Source organism: Bacillus sp. Marseille-P3661 (assembly GCF_900240995.1).
Lineage (GTDB): Bacteria > Bacillota > Bacilli > Bacillales > Bacillaceae_J > OESV01.
This window is the reverse complement of record NZ_LT965956.1, coordinates 143,266-164,371: the sequence shown is the minus strand read 5'-3', so window position 1 is coordinate 164,371 and position 21,106 is coordinate 143,266. Positions and strand designations below refer to the sequence as shown.

Sequence of the window (21,106 nt, the reverse complement as noted above, 5' to 3'; positions counted from 1 at the left end):
TGCTATCTCTGTCCGTGAACCGAATTTATTGTATATTTTTTAGAGTGAGAAACTTTAAATTCGATAAGGGGCTGCGAAATTTTTCTAACCATTTTACTTGATAAAAACGCAATTAACAATATGGTTATGATAAATAAAATTATAATTTGTTCGGATTCATTCAGTATCTCCACTAATTCACTGTTTCTAAAATACTTTACAAAGAAACCATGTAATAAATATATATAGATTGAACTTGTGCCCCATTTTGTAAAAAAGAAATTCTGTCTTGGAACCAATGCCAAGATACTCAGTGTGGCTAGCAAGGTTAAGCAGTAAATACCTAGACGAATAATACCTCCATTTAGCTCTGAAGAGTTAAATGCATCATAAGGCTTTGACCCAAACAGCCATTTATAATCAAAGTCAGGAAATAAATAAAATGCAATAAATATTGAAATTAGTATAAAAAACGAGACATATTTGAACTTTATATCACGAATTTTTTCAAAATGTTCATTTTTTAGATAATAGCCAAGCAGGAAAAATGGAAAGAACACAAAAGTACGTGACAAACTTAAATAGTTGTTAATTTCATCAAAATATCCAACAAAAATTCCTAATGCCACCGCTAAGCATAAAGCAACTCTTGCTGTCCATTTGGTAAATAGGAAAAGCATCACATTCCAACAAAACAAACTTACTAAAAACCATAATGACCATTGTGGGTTTAAAGGATTCAATTCGATTATTTTATGGTCATTGATGAAAAAGTAATATAGAGAGTAAATTCCCTGAAATATTAAGTAGGGAATAATCAATTTCTTCGCTACTTTTTTCAGATAGCCTGGTTTTCGAAATCCCTTAGCAAAAAAGCCTGAAATTAAAATAAACGCAGGCATATGGAATGTATAAATTGTTGTATATAGCGTGTAAATCAACTTATCTTCATGAATATATGACTGTATGAAGTGTCCAAATACAACGAAAAAAATAAGTAAAAATTTTGCATTGTCATAATAAGCATCACGGGTATTCATAATCAACCTCCCAATAACCTTTATAGACTACCACAACATATTTCTATTCGTCTATAATTTTCGAAAGGTTTTTAACCGTTTTGACCATATTAGTAATGTTATTAAAATAGTTTAAATTTTCCTGCATTTCATAGCTTTTATTTGTTCTAATAAACCTATGATTATTGTAATGAGTATATCGAACGATTTTATTTAAGAGGATCAACCTAAAAAAAACACATACAATCAATCAAACAAGCGTAAGTAGCATTAGTTAATTAAATGAAATATCAATATAACTTTTACTACTTAAAAAATTTTTATTGTAAATTGTTGGTGCTATTATTCACTCATATTCCCAATTTTTGACTTGTAAGGAATAGATAAGTTTTTTTCTTACATTTGGGCATATTAAAAACGAATTATAGGAAAGCGAGTTGAAATGAATATGTCTAAGCAAGGAATGAGCAATAAAAATCAAACAAATGATCAACTTAAAAAGCAAGCTAGTAAAAATGACCTTGAATTAGGTACTGATTTTCAAATTGGTAACTCAGGCTCTCAAAGCCAAAAGAAAAGTGGACGGCAAGTAAACAAAAAGCCACATAATTAATACGTTAAAAATTAAAAAAAACTTTGTAAAGACGGATTTTTCTAAGAATCCGTCTTTTCTAATTTTGTAAAAAAACAATTCTTACCAAAAAATAGCGACTATTCTTTAAGAGAATAATCGCGTTTTCAACATATTATCTATCATCAACTACTTCTTTTAAAATTTCATATGATCTTTTCTGTTTTTCTGGATCATATATATAGGTTACCGCCATAATTTCATCTGCGTTATATCGCTCTTGAAATCTTGTTAATTGGTTTCGGATTGAATCTTTACTCCCCAATAAGGTCACACTCGACATAGATGTAGCAATTTGTTTTTCCCTTGTATTCCAAATGAGATCCATGTTTTCAACAGGTGGTTTTAAAGGTGATTGGGAACCCCTTACCACATTTAAGAAAAATTGATGCATTGTTGTCAATTCAATTTTGGCCACATCATCATTTTCAGCCGCAATGACATTTAAACAAACTATCATATAAGGGGCATCCAGGTATTCAGATGGTTGGAACCGTTGGCGATATATATTTATTGCTTCTTCCATATGAGCTGGTGCAAAGTGAGATGCGAATACATATGGTAATCCTAATTTAGCAGCTAGATAGGCAGAGTCGGTAGAGGAACCTAGAATATAAATTGGGATGTTCGTACCTACACCAGGATATGCTTTTACTTGATTTTGACGGTTCTCTGGACCAAAATACGTAAGCAATTGTGCTACGTCGTCTGGAAATGTAAAGACCGAATCGTGTTGAGATCTCCTAAGTGCACTCGCGGTCATCATGTCTGTACCAGGTGCTCGTCCAAGACCCAAGTCAAGGCGATCAGGATAAATTGTCGCCAGTGTTCCAAACTGTTCAGCTACAACTAATGGGCTGTGGTTTGGCAGCATTATTCCACCGGATCCGACACGTATTTGTTTAGTATTTTCTAAAGTATGTTTAATTAAAATAGTTGTGGCAGAGCTAACAAGTGTTGATGTGTTATGATGCTCAGCTATCCAATATCGTTTATAGCCCATTTGCTCTGTTGCTTGCGCCAAATCTACCATATCATCTATCGCGTTTTTAGGGCTCTGACCATCACGTATGGGTGCTAAATTTAAAACCGATACAGGAACATGTATATTTGTCATTTAAATTTGTCCTTTCTTTCTCTTGATTTACTATCTTATAATAACAACTTCAAAACCGGAAACAAACTTAAATGCTCAATATTAAGATACAATTTATACTTGTTAGTATTATTTTACACTGTTAAAATAAAAGAATTCCACAACACTAGATGCGGAATTCTTTTCTAAATTATTATTCCTGTAGTTTTTGCAACTCAATAAAAACGTTTTCATAATCTTCTTTTTGATCTGCTTTAAAAGAAGTATTCAAATATGTAATTACTCCATCTTTATTAATAATGAAAACAGAACGGATCGCAACTCCACCTTTTTCATTATACACCTTATAGCTCTTCATCGCTTGTTTATCCCAATCAGACAGTAATGGATAAGGCAGTGTTCCCATACTTGCAGCAAAAACACGATGAGCATGAATATGATCAGCACTAATTCCAAGCAATTCAGTATTTAACTGTTCGAATCTTTTATAGTCCTCTTTCCAAGAGGCAATTTCTTTAATTCAACCTGGTGTGAAATTCATGCCATAAAAAGCTACGACAACATTTTTTTTGCCAAGATAATTTGATAAAGACAGTTTCTCCTTTGTAGTTGCGGCTAAGGAAAAGTCAGGCGCTTGATCACCAATTTTTAGAGAGTCTTCCAAATTCGCTCCTCCTTTATTATATTAATAAAACTTCATACAAATTAGTGTTTCCGATTATCGTTTAGATTAGACCTAATTTGAATGTACATCAAGCTATCCATTGACCATAGGTAAACGGTTAAATAAAAAAATCGATTTCCTGGAAATAGGAAACCGACTTCAGATTGATTAAATTTAATTACTTTCAACTGTAGAAATCTTTTGGATACGTGATACCACACTAGTAACAATAATAACAACTAATGCCGGTAATAACCATCCAAGTCCATTACTATATAATGGCAAGGTTTGATCGAAAAAGTTAACGATGGTACTTAACCAGCCAAAGTACTCAATACCAAGTGAACCACATAATGCCTTTAATCCATCAAACGTACTAATTACAAAAGTAACAGCAATTGTAGTAATATATACTAATCGTGAATGATTAAATAAAGGCGATAAAAATGCTAATAAGATTAAAACAATAGATAGAGGATATAGAAACATTAATACAGGAATTGAAAAAGTAATAATGTTATTTAATCCAAAGTTTGCAATTACAAAAGTAATAGTAGCAAAGAACACAACTAATGTTTTATAACTAAATCTTGGCAATAAACTATGGAAATATTCTGCACATGAAATCGTTAATCCAACAGCAGTTGTTAAACATGCAAGGATAATCATTACTGCTAAAAATACAGAACCAATAGTGCCAAAATAGTAAGATACTGCATTACTAAGAACCGGACCACCTGTTTCTACTAGGCCGATCACTTCAACACTTGAAGCACCCAGGTATGCAATTCCGACATAAATCAAGCCAAGTAAAGTGATTGCAACTGCACCCGCCTTAGCTGTAGATGTTAAAACTCCTTTAGTTGATGTAATCCCCATTGCACGAATCGCTTTGATCACAATAATACCAAATACTAGTGATGCTAAAGCATCCATTGTATTATATCCCTCTAGAAACCCTTGTACAAATGCACCACTTTGATATGCACCTTGAGGTGTTTCGAAAGATCCCATCGGCTTAAAGAGAGCTGCTAATAATAGGACTGCTAGTAAAACTACTAGGCCTGGAGCTAATATTTTCCCAACGTTGTCTACTATTTTTGTAGGATAAAGGGAAAACAGTAAGGTAGTTGCAAAGAAAATGATTGTAAAAATAAGTAAACCAATTTGTTGTGATCCTTCACTTAAAAATGGTGCAATACCTACATCATATGCAACTGTACCAGTACGTGGTGCAGCAAAGAATGGTCCAATGGTTAAGTACAGTAAAACTGTAAAAAATACTCCGTAACCAGGTGTTACTCGACCTGCAAGCTCCTCTAGATCGCGACTCCCTGAAAAACTCATCGCCAGGATTCCAAGTAAAGGCAACCCTACCCCAGTAATTAGAAAACCAATAACTGCCGGCCATAAATTTGTACCAGCGTTTTGTCCGAGCTGAGCCGGAAAAATTAGATTACCTGCCCCAAAAAATAGAGCAAACAACATAAACCCTATCGCAGTATAGGATGAAAATGATAATTTCTTATTCATATATATGTGCCCCCAATAGATTTTAACTTCTAATTTATGTTAAAAATAATTAGAATATTTTATTAATATACTATATGATAATGCCTGTTAACAGAAAAAGCAACAATATTCGACAAATTCACTCCAAAAAAATTTCTAACTATTTAAATTTCCAGAAATTATTTTTATTAAATGTTCTTGATATACACTAAAACCACAAACCTTCGGAACAAGGATTGTGGTACGATTGGGCACATTAACATGATTTTGTAATCCTAACTAATAATAAAGCAATTTCTTCCCTGTTCTTTTGCATGATATAAAGCAATATCAGCCTGTTTTATTAATTCGTTAGGTTGAGTATACTTTTCTGGAATAACTGTTGCACTTCCTATACTGATTGTTACAAATGGGCTAGTACTTGAAACTTCGTTTAATACTTTTAAATTTCTTACATTATTAATCATTTGTTTTGCAATATGGGTGGCTCCTTTTTTATCTGTGTCTGGAAGAAGAACAATAAATTCTTCACCACCATATCTAGCTACAAAATCACTTGGCTTTTTAACCGTATCCATTAATACAAGGGCGATTTGTTTGATTATCCGGTCTCCTTCTTGATGGCCGTAAAAGTCATTATAGTTCTTAAAGTGATCTATATCTATCATTAATGCTGATAGTGGGTTACCATTCCGCATAGATCGGTTCCATTCACTTTGTAGCCTTTCTTCAAAAAATCGACGGTTAGGAATGCTTGTGAGGGCATCCATATTTGATAAATATTCTAAGACTTTAATAGTTTCATGTAATTTATTTTCCTTTTCAAGCCGTTCAGTTATATCTCGAGAAACAGCAATTAATTTCTCTATCGTTCTAGAAGAAGTTCGTATCGTGCGAGCATTTGTTTCAAGCCATATATATGTGCCATCTTCTTTTCGAAATCGATGTGTAAAAGTAACTACCTCAAGTTGTGATTCCATTTCAGTTCGTAATCGATTTACAATCTCAAATTCATCTGGATGAATAAAGTCAAACATATTTCTATTAATTAACTCATTTTGATCATAGCCTAAAATTTGACAACATGACGGGGAGATATACTCATAATCTCCGTTTGGCTTAAAAGAAGAAATAAGTTCTGTTGAATTTTCAGCAATGAACCGATAACGTTCATCATTCTTCCTAAGCTCCTCTTCCATCATTTTTTTCTCAGTAACATCTCGTAAAAATACTTCTATAGATGGCTTGCTATTATACATAATTAGTGCCGAGGACACTTCTATATCAAGAATTTTATTATCCTTTGCTAATATCTTCAACTCCATCCGTTCTACTCTTTTATCAACAAAAATTTTCTGAATACGTCTTCTAACGTCGTTATTGTAATCAGCATGGATAAAATCAAAAATTGACCTTCCAATAATTTCTTCAGACTTATATCCTATCAGTTCCTCTAATTTATCATTTACAAAAACTACTTTCTCGTTTTGATAAACTATAATGGGCTCAGGTGAGCCTTCAACTAATTGGCGATATAGTTTTTCACTTTCTTTCAGTTTAATCGTATATTTTTCATTTATAATGGATGTTATCAAGATGGTTACTAAAACTAATAGCAAAAATAAACCAATTGTCAAGCCGATAGCAAAGCCTGAGACTTCGTAATCTTTTACAAAAATAAAACGATTATTGTGAGTATGCTCAACAAAATTCGCTGCGCCCATCCCAACAAAGTGCATCAATGCGATAGACAATCCTAGCAATACAGCACCTGTTATTTTCAACTTGAAAGGATCGTATACTTGTTTATTAATAAGTGAAATAATCCAAAATGAAATAACAGACATGATTATAGCAATTATAATAGAAGTAATTACTAAAATAGGGCTGTACACAATTTTAGTATCCATTTCCATTGCTGCCATTCCTGCATAATGCATGGATGAAATTCCCACTCCCATTAACAATCCACAGACTAAAAAGTATTTATTGTTGCCAGTACTTAACTTCTTAAAGGATAAAAATGAAAAGATTATTGATACTATCAGAGACAAAATGATCATGGTTATATTATAATGAACTTTTATATTGATATGGAATGCTAACATGGAAATAAAATGCATGGACCATATCCCGCCCCCCATTATAACCGATGATATAACAACCCAAATTTTTGTCAATTTCCAAAGGATCAGATTAATAGCAACGTATGAAGTAAAAATACCAATCACAAATGAAAGTACTACTAAAGAAATAAGGGTGTAATCAGACATCACATTTTCGTAATACATAGTTAACATAATAAAACACCTTTAAAGTTTATTTATTGAATCGTATAAAATAGTATCCTATCATCAACATTATAGAAATCCCCATTCATTCCTAAAAATATGGTATTATTCCTATTATGAACCTAGGAAGTCATTCCTAATTACGTTAATTATAAAAGGTGTTTTTCTTTTAGAATAATTGCAAATAAAAAACCCTCCATGCTCTAAAGAATCATATCGAGGGCTGCCTTATCTAAGTTTTTTTTATTTACAAGTTTATTTATCTGGTTTTCAAATCAAAAAAGTCCCACACAACGGCAGTGTAGGACTCTCTCTTACAATTGATTTACTAAGCAATGCTTTTGAAATTTATGTATGTCGTCTTAAACTCTAAGCCAATAACCCACCATTTTGGCTATATTTTAGTATACCTTCTGCAGCTCGGTAAGCTAGTGCCCCAACTGTTCCAGTAGGATTATAGCCACTGTTATGTGGGAAATTTACAGCACCAACAACAAAGAGATTTTCGAAATCCCACATTTGCAAATAATTATTTACAGCGGATGTTTCAGGTTCAGCTCCCATAATAACACCGCCTGTATTGTGCGTGGATTGGTATGTTGTTATATCGTATGGGCCAAGCTCTTTAAGGGACTCAACATGATCAGCTCCCATTGCCTTTACTATATCTGCACATTTATTAGCTAAGAAGATTGCAAGCTGACGATCTTGCTCCTCAAAGTCAAAGGTAATCCGCATCAATGGATCTCCAAAGGCATCCTTATATGTCGGATCAAGGTCAAGAAAATGGTGTTTAAAAGGCATACTTGATCCTTGTCCACCGACGGCTAAAGTTCGATTTGCATATTTAATTGAATTTGCTTTAAATTCTTTTCCCCATGTAGGTGTTCCCTCAGGAACCTTATTATTTTGGATCGGTCTCTGCCCGGTCTGAGTCATACTGATCGATCCACCGTGAATGAAACCTAAATCAGTATGATCAAAGTTATCACCATTGAATTCATCTACAGTCATACCAAGTGCACCGGCACCGGCAAAGTTGTTAAACTCTTCCTTTTCAAAGAATCCAACAGCATTCCCTTTCATTACTTGGTAAGCATAGTTTTTCCCAATAACACCAGTACCTGTTTGTGGATTGTATGGACGTCCTATATCAGACATTAATAATAATCTCACATTATTAAACACGTAACTCGTCAAAACAACAATATCTGCTGGTTGTTCAATTTCTTCGCCTGTCGTTACATCTGTATATAGTACACCTGTAGCTTTATTGCCAGATTTTAAAACCCGTCTCACATTTGAATGTGTTCTAATTTCAAATTTCCCTGTTTTTTTCGCAACAGGAATAACAGTTACAACTGGATCGGCCTTAGCCCCGTATTCACATCCAAATCGTTCACAATAACCACAATACTGGCAAGCTGTACGAGAAATTCCATCTGGATTTGTATACGTTTCAGACAGGTTCGCAGATGGAAGGATGTATGGGTTAAGTTTTAAGCTTTTTGCCGCTTCTGCAAACTTTTTTAATTGGGGAGAGGTTTTCATTGGCGGTGTAGGATACTTGTTAGATCTCTTACCAGCTAAAGGATTTTCTTCTCCTGAAATCCCTGCCATTTGCTCAAACTTGTCAAAATACGGTTCCATCTCATCATATGTAATTCCCCAATCTTGAATCGTCATCTCCGCTGGGATTTTGTTTTTTCCATATCTTTCAATCGTCTTAGATCGTATTTCAAAGTCATATGGAAGAAAACGATAGGTTTGTCCATTCCAATGAACACCTGAACCGCCTAGTCCATCACCTAATAAAAATGAACCATATTGACGCATTGGTAATGCACGTATTTTTTCATTCCCTCGAAACGTAATTGTTTCTTTAGATAGATCCTGCATCATCTCATAACGTAGAGCATATCGAAGCTCATCATGAACCATGAAATAATCTTCCGTTTTTCTTTCCTTACCTCTCTCTAACCCAACTACATTTAACCCTTGTTTGGTTAACTCGGAAGCGATGATCCCTCCTGCCCAACCAACTCCAACAATTACCACATCTACTTTAGGTAATTTTTTTGCCATTTTGTCACCTCTATTTTATGCATTACTTATATAGATAATAAAATAACTAGCTTACTACTAATGACCTAGATGACTTCGCAAACTTTGCGGTTCTATTTCGGTAAACCCTTTTTCAATTATTTCCGTATATGCCATTTGACTACCTGGATAGCTTCTCATTCTCCAACCATCCATATTTCTATTTCCACTATATAAAGGATCGCTATAAGCCCCTTCTAATGTGCTGCCACGAAGCATTTTAAAGAAACCGCTCGCTGAAATAGTTGTCAGCTTTACCTTATCATCTTCAAAATCTTTTAAAACTGCATCCTGTTCATCTTCAGTTAATTCAACAAAACCTTTATTATATTTTGTCATGCTATAGTTTTGTATTTCGCGTAACCCTATATCGAAAATTTCACGTCGCTTTAATCGTCCTTGATATCCTTGAACCTGTTCACCTTTATAAAACGGTGCTTGCATATACTCTCTGGCATTAAATCCCCAATCACTGCTTAATTGATGGTCGATAAAAAATGCCACACCCAACTCTTTTGCCCCTGGCCCAATATCATCAGCAGGAAAAATTCGTTCTGTTGCTGCTTCAACGATTTTAAATTGTTCAGGTGTAAAATACATTAGAGCTAATGTTAAATTTTCTGTACCTTCGTGTGCCTGTTGCGGTGGTGGAGCACCGTCATTTGTTTTATCTTTTGTGGGTAAGAAACTACCTAGAATCCCCCCTACAGCTAAACCACCCAAAACAAAACCAGAATTTTTAATGAAATTTCTTCGTGATGTTGACTCAGGGGTTCCTTTTTCCTGTTGTTCTTTTGTATCATCTGCCATAAAAGCACCTCCCAACTTTCGTCAATAATGGTATCTTACCCCAAAGATTTTCCATTCATACCAAAAATAAAACGGGTAATAATAAGATTGAAAAAAAATATTTAGAGGTGGTAAATTATGAAAACATCTTGGCGAAAATTGTTCATTCCTGTAATAAGTTCCCTCTTTATACTTTATGGCTGTGCGGGTCAACAAGGTGCCGGTGATAATAATCAAGGGGATAATCTCCATGAACCTTCTGCTGATCCAACCAATGTATCAACACAGAATATAAATGATGCTGGAATCATTCCTAGCATAGACAGCGAGAAAAAGCAGACTACAGATGAACACGGAGGTACTACCCATGGAATGGGGTCAAATGTTTATAGTCTCATCGGTAGTTCAGGTTTACATGATGGGGGGATTTCATCACATCTTGAATCAAGACTAAGTGGAGAAGGTATCAATGGTTTAAAAGTATTTGTACTTGATGATACTGTAATTCTTGCAAGAGACAAGGCTGATTCCACCTCAAACCAGTATGACCCTCTCCAAAACCACGTGTTATCTGGCGAAGATGGTTTGTCTGGCAAAGGTGAACCTGAGGGTACAACAGACGCAGAATTTACTGATGATAACCTAGAAAAAGCCAAAAATTATATGAATAACGTGTTTAACGGAAATGTCCAGATCTTAACTATTACCAATCCAGAGGCAGACGATTTAATCGATAAAATTAAAGCAAATTTATTTTCTTCATCTGTCCAATATAATGAACTAGCTGAGGATATATCGACTCTAATAAAGATGACGAAGGAAAAATAGTAAGAAATGCTTAGCAGATTGAGCTTATTGTTTTGCCTACAAATGACTTTAAACTACCTGTTCTCACTATAATGGGATCAGGTTTTTTTAATACTCATAATGATATTTTACCAATTGGTTTGGAACAAAATATTTGGTATTAAAATTGATATCAAGTAGGTTTACAGTAACAGCAACAAATACTAGTCAATGAACAATTAAAAAAATCTCTACGGATAATCCCGTAGAGATTTTTTAGTTGATATCATTTTGGTCTCTTTTATTTAAATAGTTGTTTTGAATCCAACAAAAAAAACTTTAAAAAACAAGACAAGTAGTAGGATTAATGAAATCGACATTAAAGTATTTCCTAATAGAATTTGCTGATCATTTAAATAATTATTACATAAACGAGTAGGGGCATTTGCATATAACCACCCCATAACAAAAGTCATCGAAATGACATTTGACCAAATAAACCCTTTGACTGTTATATTTAGACTTTTCCAACTCAGTGCAAGCGGCAGACCAATTAGAAAAGCTATCATTACTACTTTTAACATTTCATACAATGCACTGTTTAGCGCTGCATCAATTGATCGTGGTAGAGCCAATATAAAGCAGTAAATAATGCAATTAACAAACCTACCAAACCATGGGAATTATACGATTTTATTAGCCCACCAATTCGGTCTCTAATGCTTATCCCTATTAAATACCCTCCAACTGCTAATAAAGGAATTTGGACAATCATATGTCCTACCATCGTACTAACTAGTGCATTTCTAATCAATGGTATACTTAAAAGTAAAATTAATCCAAGTCCGAGCGAAAATTTTAGTTTCATTATATGTTCCCCTTTAAATCGATAGCATTTGTTTAACTTCTTTAGTTATTTTTTCAGGAGCATCATAATTAAAAATTCGGATCAATTGTCCCTCTGGATTAATTAAATAAAAGGCTGCATTATGCTCATACCCTGTTTCTGTTGGTATAACGACAACCCCTGTTTGCTCTAACAGAACCCTTAGTTCTTGTCGGTCTGGGATTCGAACCATTTTCCATGATTGTCCATCCGCTTTAAATAATTGTCGATAATGTTCAAGATGATGTGGCGTATCGCGATCCGGATCAAAACTAATACTTAATATCTGAATAATTTCCCCAAGGATATGTTCGGGAAGACTTAGATATATTTCTTGTAAATTCGATTCAACTATAGGGCATATATCACCACAACTTGTGTAAACAAAGGTTGCAATTATGTATTTGCCCTTATAATCTCCAAGTGTTGTAAACACTCCCTTGCTATCTTCAAATGTAACATTCTCCAATTGTGGAGTGTGATTTAATATGTCTATTCTTCGTGCTTGTTCGGCTGTAAATGCTTGAAAGTGGTTCGTTCCAAAAAACAATAAGGCCGTTCCAATAACGGTAATACACATATTCAGTAATAAGCTGATCTTAGGCATGTTTCTTTAACCTTATCTGTTCGCTACTATATTCATCATTTAGTGAAACTAATTTACCAATCTTACTAGCATAATGAATATAGCGAACCATAAATAAAAGGAAACAGAATGTGACAACCATCCCGAAGATAGCGCCAGCTACATCTGCTGCTATCCACTCAGGATAATGCTCAGCCCATCTTCTAGGCGCACTTACTTTACCAGAAAACAGAAATGAGCCTGTTACCCCTAGGAAAAACAATAAGTAAAACCATAGTGCTATACGATCTACACCACGATCTGTTCTTCCACCTTCCACTTTTGTAAGATAATACATAAATCCAATTATCATAGCACATGCACCAATTCCCATATACATATGGAAATGACCAGGTACCCATTTAGTATTATGCATTACATGGTTTATAACAATTGTTGCGTCAACTATCGCAGGCACAACCCCGATCACCCAACCAAACATAGATAGGAATAAAAAACTAGATGCAACATCCCATTTAATGCCAGAGTAGTAAATAATCATTAGCGCTCCATATGCTGTTACAACTAATACCGGCATTCCATTCATATATGAAAGGACTTGTCCTATGATTAACATCCATTTTGGCATAACAGTATCCATTAGAAGGTGATGAGGGTATATTATGATTGTAAACAGCGTTGACATATTCCAAGCGATCAAAAAAATCTTGTTAGATTTCCAAGGCCGATTTGTATAACGTGAAAGTAATTCATATACTGCAATTACACCCATATAGATAATTGAATTTGCAAAAATGTGACCAAATGCATAAATTAAGTTTTTCGCTAGTAACGGATCAATTGTGAAACTTGATATAAAAATATTAATGATGCTCATTATTAGGATCGATGCACCTGCAATAAGTGCAGTGATATCTACTATGCAAACCATAGTACTAGCAACAACCGCTGCCGGTGGGCCATAGCCTGTCTTTTTCCCAAGGATATATGGCCAACCCAACGCATTTGAGAAGCTGCCATATTCTTTCATAATGGCACGTGAAACCTCCAAAAATAAAATTAGGAAACCTGTTCCGATAACTAACATACCACTTAGATAAAGCGTAGCAGCCGTTTTTCCCCACATCCCCCCGGATATCGCTGGCAGTGGATATAAAAATGTCCATCCGCCTGCAAAGTCAAAGGCAAAAATACCAACTAAAACCATTGAAACGCCAATTAGAAAAAATACAAAATTAGTGGTAAATGCTACTTGTTTTAATGGAACGTACTGCATTAGGAAATACCACATAATCGCTGAGCCAGCAAGGGCACCAGCCCCAACCATACCAGTACCATGGATTGTCATAATTTTATAAAACATCCCTGGATTAATTTCGAGTAAATTCCCTTGTCCTAAAAGCATTAAAACGCCAAATACCATCATCAATAGAATAATGGAACCACTGATAACAATCGGAAATACAACTGATTTCTTTGTCTTTGAATCTATACTAACCTTAAGTGTATTGTTTTCCACTATATTTCCCCCCCTTAAAATATCGCTACTCTATGACTGTAATCTCACGTGTCATTGCATGATGTGCAATACCGCAATATTCCATACAAAGAATGGTGTAGGTACCGGGTATTGAAAATTCATAATAAACAGTATTTATGTATTCTGGCATTGCCTGTGTTTGGGCAACTATATTCATATTTTCATCATATAAACCGAAACCATGATTTACATCCATACTCGTAACATGAAAAGCTACGTAATCCCCAACTTTAAAGGTATCCTCAGATGTATCGAAACCAAACTGAAGGGCTGTTATATTTACATCGATTGGAGTGCCTTTCGCTTCTACCCTCTCAAAAGGTAGATCTTGAAGCGTAAAATAGCTGACAATTATGACAATGCTGAATAAAAGAAAAAACCAAATATTTCGAATAAAATACCATTTTTTCTGGATTCCACTGTATTCCACACGATAACTAGACCTTGTTAATACGAATAAAAAGATAAAGATAATAAATCCACTTAATAATAATGTAATCACCCATGCTGCCTGTTGGTACATTTTTATTCCCCCTTTTTTAATCATTTTACTAAGATACAGTTTTTTTGCCCCCAATATCTAAAATAAGCCTGAATTAATGAATTTTCCATGAAATACATCACGGAGTTCACATTTTTTCCAAAAAGTAATCTTGACGGATGCCTTTTCACTAGTTTTTATTTTTACTAAAATGTTTAAGTAAAAGATTAAAATATAGTAACATAAAATAAAAAAAGCTCCCCATACATAGGGAACTTTAATTTAATGAATTTATTTACTTTGGAGTACGATATTCTGGTCCATATAATATAAAAGCACTAAATGAGGTTCCACCTGAGACTGCATCAAGCTCTGTTTCATCTAACTCGCGCTCTCCTGTATCAGACATATTTACCTGAGCCTGTTTAATGATTCCATTTTCATCTACACCAAGCTCTACTTCTATCCCTTCAGGTAAATCTAATCCAGTTAATTCCTTCACAGCTGCAGCTGGATCTTGTAATGCAAGCTTACGAAATGTTTCATCTTTTGACGCGCGTTCCTTTAAATCAGCAAAAACTAAATTTGCTTTTTCTACTGTCCAAGTCATCTTTTCCCTCCAAGCGCTAGTTTACTAGCTATTTTTTCCCATACTTGCAAACTCATTATATGCCAATTTCACTATGTTTAACATATAAAATTGTAAATCTATTCAAAATTTTTAGCTAAGAATAATAAAGTTTTTTCTGTATTCAGTAATTTTGGGTTCCATCGGCATTACTAATTGATTAATAATTCTTTGCATTTGTTGATTATTATCTCTTATTTGAATTACACAAAAAGGAATCCCGGTATTCAAACCAGCCCTTGATGAATGAACGGCTAATGTAATTCCTAACCACGATTTCCGATATTTTTCCCGTAAATAAAGGGTACGGTATAATAAAGTGTCTGAAACCTCATGATCAATGATAGACCATCCCACCGGTTCATCCGCATCCATGAGAACAAAGCTGCAATGTTGATTTATGGAATCGAGTTTCCAATTTGGCATAAAATAATTTACAAAGCCAGTTTCCTCTTTTAAAGGCAGGGCAGAAATGCGTTCAGCTAAATCAAGTGACCATGGAACGAGCCTATATCTAGCTGGTAGGTGATCCTTTTGTAACCACTTAGCTTGTTTTAGATGTTCCATATTGAATCGATAATAGCTGCTATGTAAGGTCGGTGTATTCCAACCACATTGTTTAAGCAATATTTCGAACGGAACAATGCTGGGAAGTGCAAAATACTCAACAGTGATTACTTTAATTTCTTTGTGAAGGAAATAATTCATTAACTCTTCAAGCAGCCTCTTCCCAATTCCTTGTTTTCTAGCACTACCTTCAACAAATATTGAAACTAATGAGCCCTTGTTGTTTTCTTGATCTATTACGCCAACAACCATACCAACTGGATTCCCTTTACTTCGAGCACCATAAGCTATGAAACTTGATTTTGTAAATTCATATATATCTTGAAACAGAGGTCGATAAGACTTATATGTGTACCCAATAAATGGCTCAGCATTTTGTGGTGTAACTTTTTCAATTTGAATGGTCTCCAACTATTGGATACCCCCTTTTCACATGACTTGGCGAGCGGCCATTTTAGAAAAATGACCTCCAAGGTGTATTAACTCATCGTAGCTGCCTTCTTCAACAATCCGACCACTTTCCAATACGATAATTCGATCAGCGTGACGGATTGTACTCAAACGATGTGCAATAACAATACGTGTAACATTCATTCGATCAAGTGTTGTAGTGATTTTTTCTTGGGTAATTTGATCGAGGGCACTTGTTGCTTCATCTAAAAATAAAATTCGTGGATTATGAACAATGGCTCGAGCGATTAAAATTCGCTGTACCTGTCCCCCAGATAGAAATCCTGAACCATCGGATAATACTGTGTGCATGCCCATTGGTAACTTAGAAATATCTTCATCTAAACCTACAAGTTGTGCTGCATCCCATGCATCTTCAAGCGATAAACCACCGTTTTGACCAATTATATTATCTGCTATATCACCAGCCCAAAGCGTGCCGTTTTGTAGTACAACCCCACACTGTTTACGGACTGCACTTAATTGTAAGCCATTTAGATCTTTTCCATCAAAATAGATTGAGCCTGATTGAGGAATGTCAAACCCAATTAACAAGCGTAGCAAGGTAGACTTGCCACTGCCTGAAGAACCAACTATCGCAACATATTCACCTGCTTGAATATGCAACGAAATATCATTCAATACTAAAGGTCCATCCGGGTCATAACGAAACGAAACATGATTTAGTTCGATGCTCCCTAACAATAAACCAGGATCACCATTACTATCACTTGTCTCGGGCTGTGTAAGTAGTAATGGTTTAATTCGCTTGTATAAAGGAATTAACTCAAATAACGAAATGGTAGATGAACAAAGTCCGATAACGGAGCCAATCAATGTTCCGAAGGCTGCATAGAAGGCAGCAAATGTACCTGATGTCATTCCGCTGTTGCTTCCCCCCGCTAACCAAAACAAAAGAAGACTTGCAGTTACCAAATAGCCACTATTTATAATCAGCAAAATGTTTTGTACGGATCTTAATTTGAACGCATATGCGCGCTGTAAACCAAATCGTCTGCTCCATTGATGGAAAGCTCTTGATTCCGCATCTGCTACCCTAAATTTGGCGATACCTCCAAATAACTGGACTAATAAGCCATTTACACTTCCTTCAAGTTCCGTTTTTTTCTCAGTTAGTCTAATCAGAGGAAATGAAATACCGATAAAAGCAAATACGTATATACAAACGAGCCCTATTGCTAGCCAAGCTAATTTAGGAATATATAAAAATAGTAGTCCCGTCTGTAATATTGCAAACAGCGTACTAGCCATCCCGGATATAACCCAATTAGACAAAACTCTAAAAAATGTATTTACACCACTAACTCGGACAGCTAGGTCACCTGCTGAAAATTCTCGAAAAAAGGTCAATGGCATTTGCAATAATCGGTGCCAGACTGCACTTTGAAGAGAAGCGTCCCAAGTAGTAAAAATTCGTAACCACATACATGATTGTGTAATTGTAAATCCAAATACAGCAAAAGCGATAGCGGTTAGCATAATAAACATCTGTACAAATTGTTGATTATCTAAATCAGTAAGTAAAGTATCTATTAAAATACCTGTTGCTGCTGGGAAACTGAGACCTAATAGCCCAACTATAAAACCTATTCCAATCCCCAAGGTTAAATCTTTTTTTAGTCTTTTCGATAAGGCTAAATTTGCTAAATCACGTAATTTTAATGTTCGATTCGGTAATGGACGATATAATTCATATGCAAATGGTTGAAAAAGTTCGGCAATTTCCTTATTAACCATTATTGGATCCTCAGTTTCTGCTTCAACCCACACTTCGTAGCCACCGACCATTTTTGGAATAAGAGAAATCGGTGTCCCATCCACTAGAAAACCGAGAAGTGGCCCGTGATCCTGCCGGTACCAATCGCCACGAAGTGCAACTCGACGAAAGGCAACTCCAGACTCCTGGAATATTTGTTCAGGGGTTAACCGCTTACCATCTGACAAGGATTTAGGTTGACGAATATTGATGCCAATGCAATTCCCTACTCGTCTAATACAAGCTATAAGAGGATCAACATTATCGTAATAGTCCTTTTCCCCAAATCTATTCATTTCTGTAACTTGTTTTAAGCTAGATACGGCTTGCTCCATCAGATTACGATTTTGCTGTATCCGGGCTTGTAAAGCAGCTTTCTCTTCAAACTCATTATTTTTTGCTCTTTGTAATAATACGGTTGCAACTAGATAATGATAGTCCATCAAGTCCTTCAGCCAATTTCCCGTTATAAACAATTTGTCAGATTTATATGCTTTAAGAACACTTCCTGCAGCAGCAGCAATCCATGAAGCTCTAGAAATTGGGATTTTGGCTCCTGCATTAACTCTTGGAAGGCTCCCCATATTCCATGGCATTATTGGCTTATTCAATGACTCAATCCAAAGTACTCCACTTTCAGGTGTAAATGAAGTATTCTGTATTACAACTGTATCACCTGATTCGTTAATCGTTTCACAGCCAGGTAGGGGTGGTGAGGGTGCAATGACTTCACCAAGTAAAAGTAGCCATTCGTCGATTTTTTCACCCCATGCTTTGTGGTACTCAGCACTTGTTGCGAGTACTTCCAATGCCTTACGAACAGGTATCCGCCATAATCTTGTATGGGACGGTATATCAGCAAGCATTGCAACGCCGCTTTTAGAAGGTAGGGAAAAGATCAACCCCTTCTCTTCTACACAAAGTAAAAAATTTCTCCCACCAGCTATAGCTCCATTATCTTGAATGGGTACAGTATATAGATCAACTGTTCCTGAAGCGACATAATAAAAATAATTTGTTTCATTTATTAACAACCATGCTTGATCAGATTCTTCAACCGACGCAAATTGTGCTAATGCATTTTCGATCATAAAATACCTTGCCTTTCCGAAGATGCATCAAATAGCCGCTTATATGGTCCTTCGACTCTTGAAAGCTCACTATGTGTCCCTTGTTGGACAATATGCCCATGCTCCAAAACGATTATCTGATCACAATCTCGAATTGCACTCAAGCGATGTGCAATAATGAGACAAGCACAACCGCGACGTCGGATATTATGATAAATCTCTGATTCTACTAAGGGATCAAGCGCACTCGTTGCTTCATCAAGTATTAACAATGACGGCTGCTGAGCCAATGCTCTTGCAATTTCAATGCGCTGCGCTTGACCTCCACTGAAATTGCGCCCACCTTCCTCAACATGATGATCGTAACCATTCATTTTGGCAGTAATCGTATCATGGATACAGCTATCTTTTGCGGCCTTCACAAGCACTTCCTCCGGAATGGTAGCATCCCACAAGCTTAAATTATCCCAAACTGTGCCCTCAAATAGCCGAATGTTTTGGTCAACTAGTGCAACGGAATGAGCTAGAACTGAACTTGGTATCAAAGAACGATCATTTCCATCAAATAATACCTTTCCTGTTTTCGGTTTACATAAACCTGCAACTACCTTCGCCACAGTTGACTTTCCACTACCCGAACCACCTACGATTGCAATGCTCTTACCGGGCTCTAGATGAAAAGATAAACCACTTAATAATGGGGGTTCAAGGGGACTATAGCCAAATACAACATCTTTTACTTCAAGTCTACCAGTTAATTTTTTAGGATAGTATGATTGGGATAGGCGATTTAGCCTTAAAGGTATTTCCTTAATATTCTCATTTGAGTGTGTTGGGTGTACAAGCACATCATCTAACCGTACCAAGTCTCCTCTCATCTCTTGCAATTCACTCCCCATCGACACAAGCTCTTTTATCGGTTGCAAAAAGCCTTCTGCAAAAGCAATGAACGCGAGTAACATTCCGACAGTGAAATAGCCATTCCAAACTAAATAACCCCCGAAAACTAAAAGGATTGTCTTATTAAGCAATTCAAGTAAGATGGGTACTGCGGATAAATATTGGGCAGAAAGTCGAGCTTGCTGCTCAGAGTTTACAAGATTTGCTTGATAACCAGCCCATTTAGAAAAGAAATCTGCTTCTCTTCCATTTGCTTTTAACGTCTCCATATTCATCATACCTGCTACAGATACACCAGCAAATTTGCCACTGTCTGACTGTAGTATCTGATTTTGATCCGATCGTTTCCTAGATACATATAAAAGATAGGCGATATTTAGTGCAGCAAAGCACATGACTGTGCTTGCTAATAGCACATGATATGAAAACATAAACACAAGGTAGAAAAGAACTAATAACAAATCAATCATTGTACCCGCTAGTCGGCTCGTTAAGAAAGATGCAACCCGGTCATTCAGCTGTACTCGCCTAGCAAGCTCTCCAGAAAATCTATGAGCAAAAAAGTGAATAGGTAACTGAAGAATATGCCAAATAAATGTCCCCGACATATACAGAGATAGTTTGGTTTCTAAACGAAGCAGGACATTTTCTCGTAAACCGGTTAGCGTCATTCGAAGTGCAATTACAACTGCCATCCCTATGAGCATTGCTGTTAGCCATTCAAGCTGTCCTGCTAGCAGCATCCGATCAATGTAGATCTTCAAAAAAATTGGTACCAATACACCTAAAAGTGCAAGGGCGAGACCTGCTAGTAGTAAATAAACAAACTCTAATTCATTTCCCGCTATTCGTTTCCTTAAAGCACGAAATATGGAAAAAGGCTGTCCGCCGCGTTCGAAGTGTTCGCCTGGCTCCATTGTAATAACTACACCTGTAAAGGACCTATCAAACTCCTCTTCTGTTACAACAGTTGGTCCCGTAGCGGGGTCATTCAAGTATACTTTCCCTTTACCGAAATGCTCGACTACAAGAAAGTGGTTGAAATTCCAATGGATAATAAAAGGCGGCTTTACTTTCCTTAAACTATCCACTTCCTTTTTATATCCTTTCGCTTCCAAACCATAGTTTCGAGCCGCCTTTAAAATATTACTTGCTTTGCTGCCGTCTCGAGATACACCACATGCTACACGGAGAGTTTCCAATGGTTCAAACCGACCGTAATAGGAAAGTATGATACCTAGCGATACGGCACCACATTCAATGGCCTCCATCTGGAGCAGCGTCGGTGTTTTTATTCTTTTCCGAAACAATCCTACTCCTCGTTTCATCTTATTTTTATTCCTTTCTTTCC

At 35.8% G+C, this 21,106-nt stretch carries 18 protein-coding genes; 2 read left to right on the top strand and 16 right to left on the bottom strand.

Annotation, left to right across the window (positions count from 1 at the left end; genetic code table 11):
* Positions 1-2: 2 nt before the first annotated feature.
* Positions 3-1,019, bottom strand: coding sequence for an acyltransferase family protein (locus C1724_RS19855; RefSeq protein WP_102348512.1), 1,017 nt, complete (start codon positions 1,017-1,019; stop codon positions 3-5).
* A gap of 421 nt (positions 1,020-1,440) precedes the next feature.
* On the opposite strand from C1724_RS19855, the gene C1724_RS25770 reads away from it, so the two are divergent.
* The gene (locus C1724_RS25770; RefSeq protein ID WP_180994390.1) at positions 1,441-1,611 is read left to right on the top strand and encodes a hypothetical protein; all 171 of its coding nucleotides are present in this window, start codon (positions 1,441-1,443) and stop codon (positions 1,609-1,611) included.
* A gap of 133 nt (positions 1,612-1,744) precedes the next feature.
* Here C1724_RS25770 and C1724_RS19850 read toward each other — a convergent pair whose 3' ends face one another.
* The 6 genes from C1724_RS19850 to C1724_RS19820 all read right to left on the bottom strand — a co-directional run bounded on the left by C1724_RS19850 (position 1,745) and on the right by C1724_RS19820 (position 10,105).
* On the bottom strand, positions 1,745-2,746 hold the full coding sequence (locus tag C1724_RS19850; RefSeq protein WP_102348511.1) for an LLM class flavin-dependent oxidoreductase: 1,002 nt from the start codon (positions 2,744-2,746) through the stop codon (positions 1,745-1,747).
* Positions 2,747-2,918: 172 nt separating this feature from the next.
* Positions 2,919-3,389 (bottom strand): redoxin domain-containing protein, encoded by a 471-nt coding sequence (locus tag C1724_RS26185; RefSeq protein ID WP_258000472.1) that lies wholly within the window; start codon positions 3,387-3,389, stop codon positions 2,919-2,921.
* A 174-nt stretch (positions 3,390-3,563) separates the two neighbouring features.
* Positions 3,564-4,922, bottom strand: a complete 1,359-nt coding sequence (gene brnQ / locus C1724_RS19835) for a branched-chain amino acid transport system II carrier protein (protein ID WP_102348508.1) — start codon at positions 4,920-4,922, stop codon at positions 3,564-3,566.
* A gap of 254 nt (positions 4,923-5,176) precedes the next feature.
* Positions 5,177-7,201 (bottom strand): diguanylate cyclase domain-containing protein, encoded by a 2,025-nt coding sequence (locus tag C1724_RS19830; RefSeq protein WP_102348507.1) that lies wholly within the window; start codon positions 7,199-7,201, stop codon positions 5,177-5,179.
* 360 nt (positions 7,202-7,561) lie between these two features.
* Complete coding sequence (locus C1724_RS19825; RefSeq protein ID WP_102348506.1) at positions 7,562-9,277, bottom strand: GMC family oxidoreductase; 1,716 nt, start codon at positions 9,275-9,277, stop codon at positions 7,562-7,564.
* A 57-nt stretch (positions 9,278-9,334) separates the two neighbouring features.
* The gene (locus tag C1724_RS19820) at positions 9,335-10,105 is read right to left on the bottom strand and encodes a gluconate 2-dehydrogenase subunit 3 family protein (protein WP_102348505.1); all 771 of its coding nucleotides are present in this window, start codon (positions 10,103-10,105) and stop codon (positions 9,335-9,337) included.
* Between the two features lie 117 nt (positions 10,106-10,222).
* On the opposite strand from C1724_RS19820, the gene C1724_RS19815 reads away from it, so the two are divergent.
* The gene (locus C1724_RS19815) at positions 10,223-10,912 is read left to right on the top strand and encodes a hypothetical protein (RefSeq protein ID WP_102348504.1); all 690 of its coding nucleotides are present in this window, start codon (positions 10,223-10,225) and stop codon (positions 10,910-10,912) included.
* A 263-nt stretch (positions 10,913-11,175) separates the two neighbouring features.
* Here the strand turns inward: C1724_RS19815 and C1724_RS19810 are convergent, their stop codons facing one another.
* From C1724_RS19810 to C1724_RS19770, 9 genes are all read right to left on the bottom strand, one after another.
* Entirely contained in the window at positions 11,176-11,454 is a 279-nt protein-coding gene (locus tag C1724_RS19810; RefSeq protein WP_102348503.1) for a hypothetical protein, read from the bottom strand.
* A gap of 17 nt (positions 11,455-11,471) precedes the next feature.
* A complete protein-coding gene (locus tag C1724_RS19805; RefSeq protein WP_102348502.1) occupies positions 11,472-11,738 on the bottom strand; it encodes a hypothetical protein in 267 nt (88 codons plus the stop codon).
* A 13-nt stretch (positions 11,739-11,751) separates the two neighbouring features.
* On the bottom strand, positions 11,752-12,363 hold the full coding sequence (locus C1724_RS19800) for an SCO family protein (RefSeq protein ID WP_258000471.1): 612 nt from the start codon (positions 12,361-12,363) through the stop codon (positions 11,752-11,754).
* On the bottom strand, positions 12,356-13,861 hold the full coding sequence (locus tag C1724_RS19795) for a cbb3-type cytochrome c oxidase subunit I (protein WP_258000470.1): 1,506 nt from the start codon (positions 13,859-13,861) through the stop codon (positions 12,356-12,358). Before C1724_RS19795 ends, C1724_RS19800 begins: the two co-directional genes overlap by 8 nt.
* A gap of 25 nt (positions 13,862-13,886) precedes the next feature.
* The gene (locus tag C1724_RS19790; RefSeq protein ID WP_102348501.1) at positions 13,887-14,405 is read right to left on the bottom strand and encodes a cytochrome C oxidase subunit II; all 519 of its coding nucleotides are present in this window, start codon (positions 14,403-14,405) and stop codon (positions 13,887-13,889) included.
* Positions 14,406-14,658: 253 nt separating this feature from the next.
* Complete coding sequence (locus C1724_RS19785; protein WP_102348500.1) at positions 14,659-14,973, bottom strand: NHLP leader peptide family natural product precursor; 315 nt, start codon at positions 14,971-14,973, stop codon at positions 14,659-14,661.
* Between the two features lie 111 nt (positions 14,974-15,084).
* Positions 15,085-15,969, bottom strand: a complete 885-nt coding sequence (locus tag C1724_RS19780) for a GNAT family N-acetyltransferase (RefSeq protein WP_102348499.1) — start codon at positions 15,967-15,969, stop codon at positions 15,085-15,087.
* 18 nt (positions 15,970-15,987) lie between these two features.
* Entirely contained in the window at positions 15,988-18,876 is a 2,889-nt protein-coding gene (locus tag C1724_RS19775; protein ID WP_102348498.1) for an NHLP bacteriocin export ABC transporter permease/ATPase subunit, read from the bottom strand.
* Positions 18,873-21,083 (bottom strand): NHLP family bacteriocin export ABC transporter peptidase/permease/ATPase subunit, encoded by a 2,211-nt coding sequence (locus C1724_RS19770; protein WP_180994360.1) that lies wholly within the window; start codon positions 21,081-21,083, stop codon positions 18,873-18,875. Before C1724_RS19770 ends, C1724_RS19775 begins: the two co-directional genes overlap by 4 nt.
* Between the last annotated feature and the right edge of the window lie 23 nt (positions 21,084-21,106).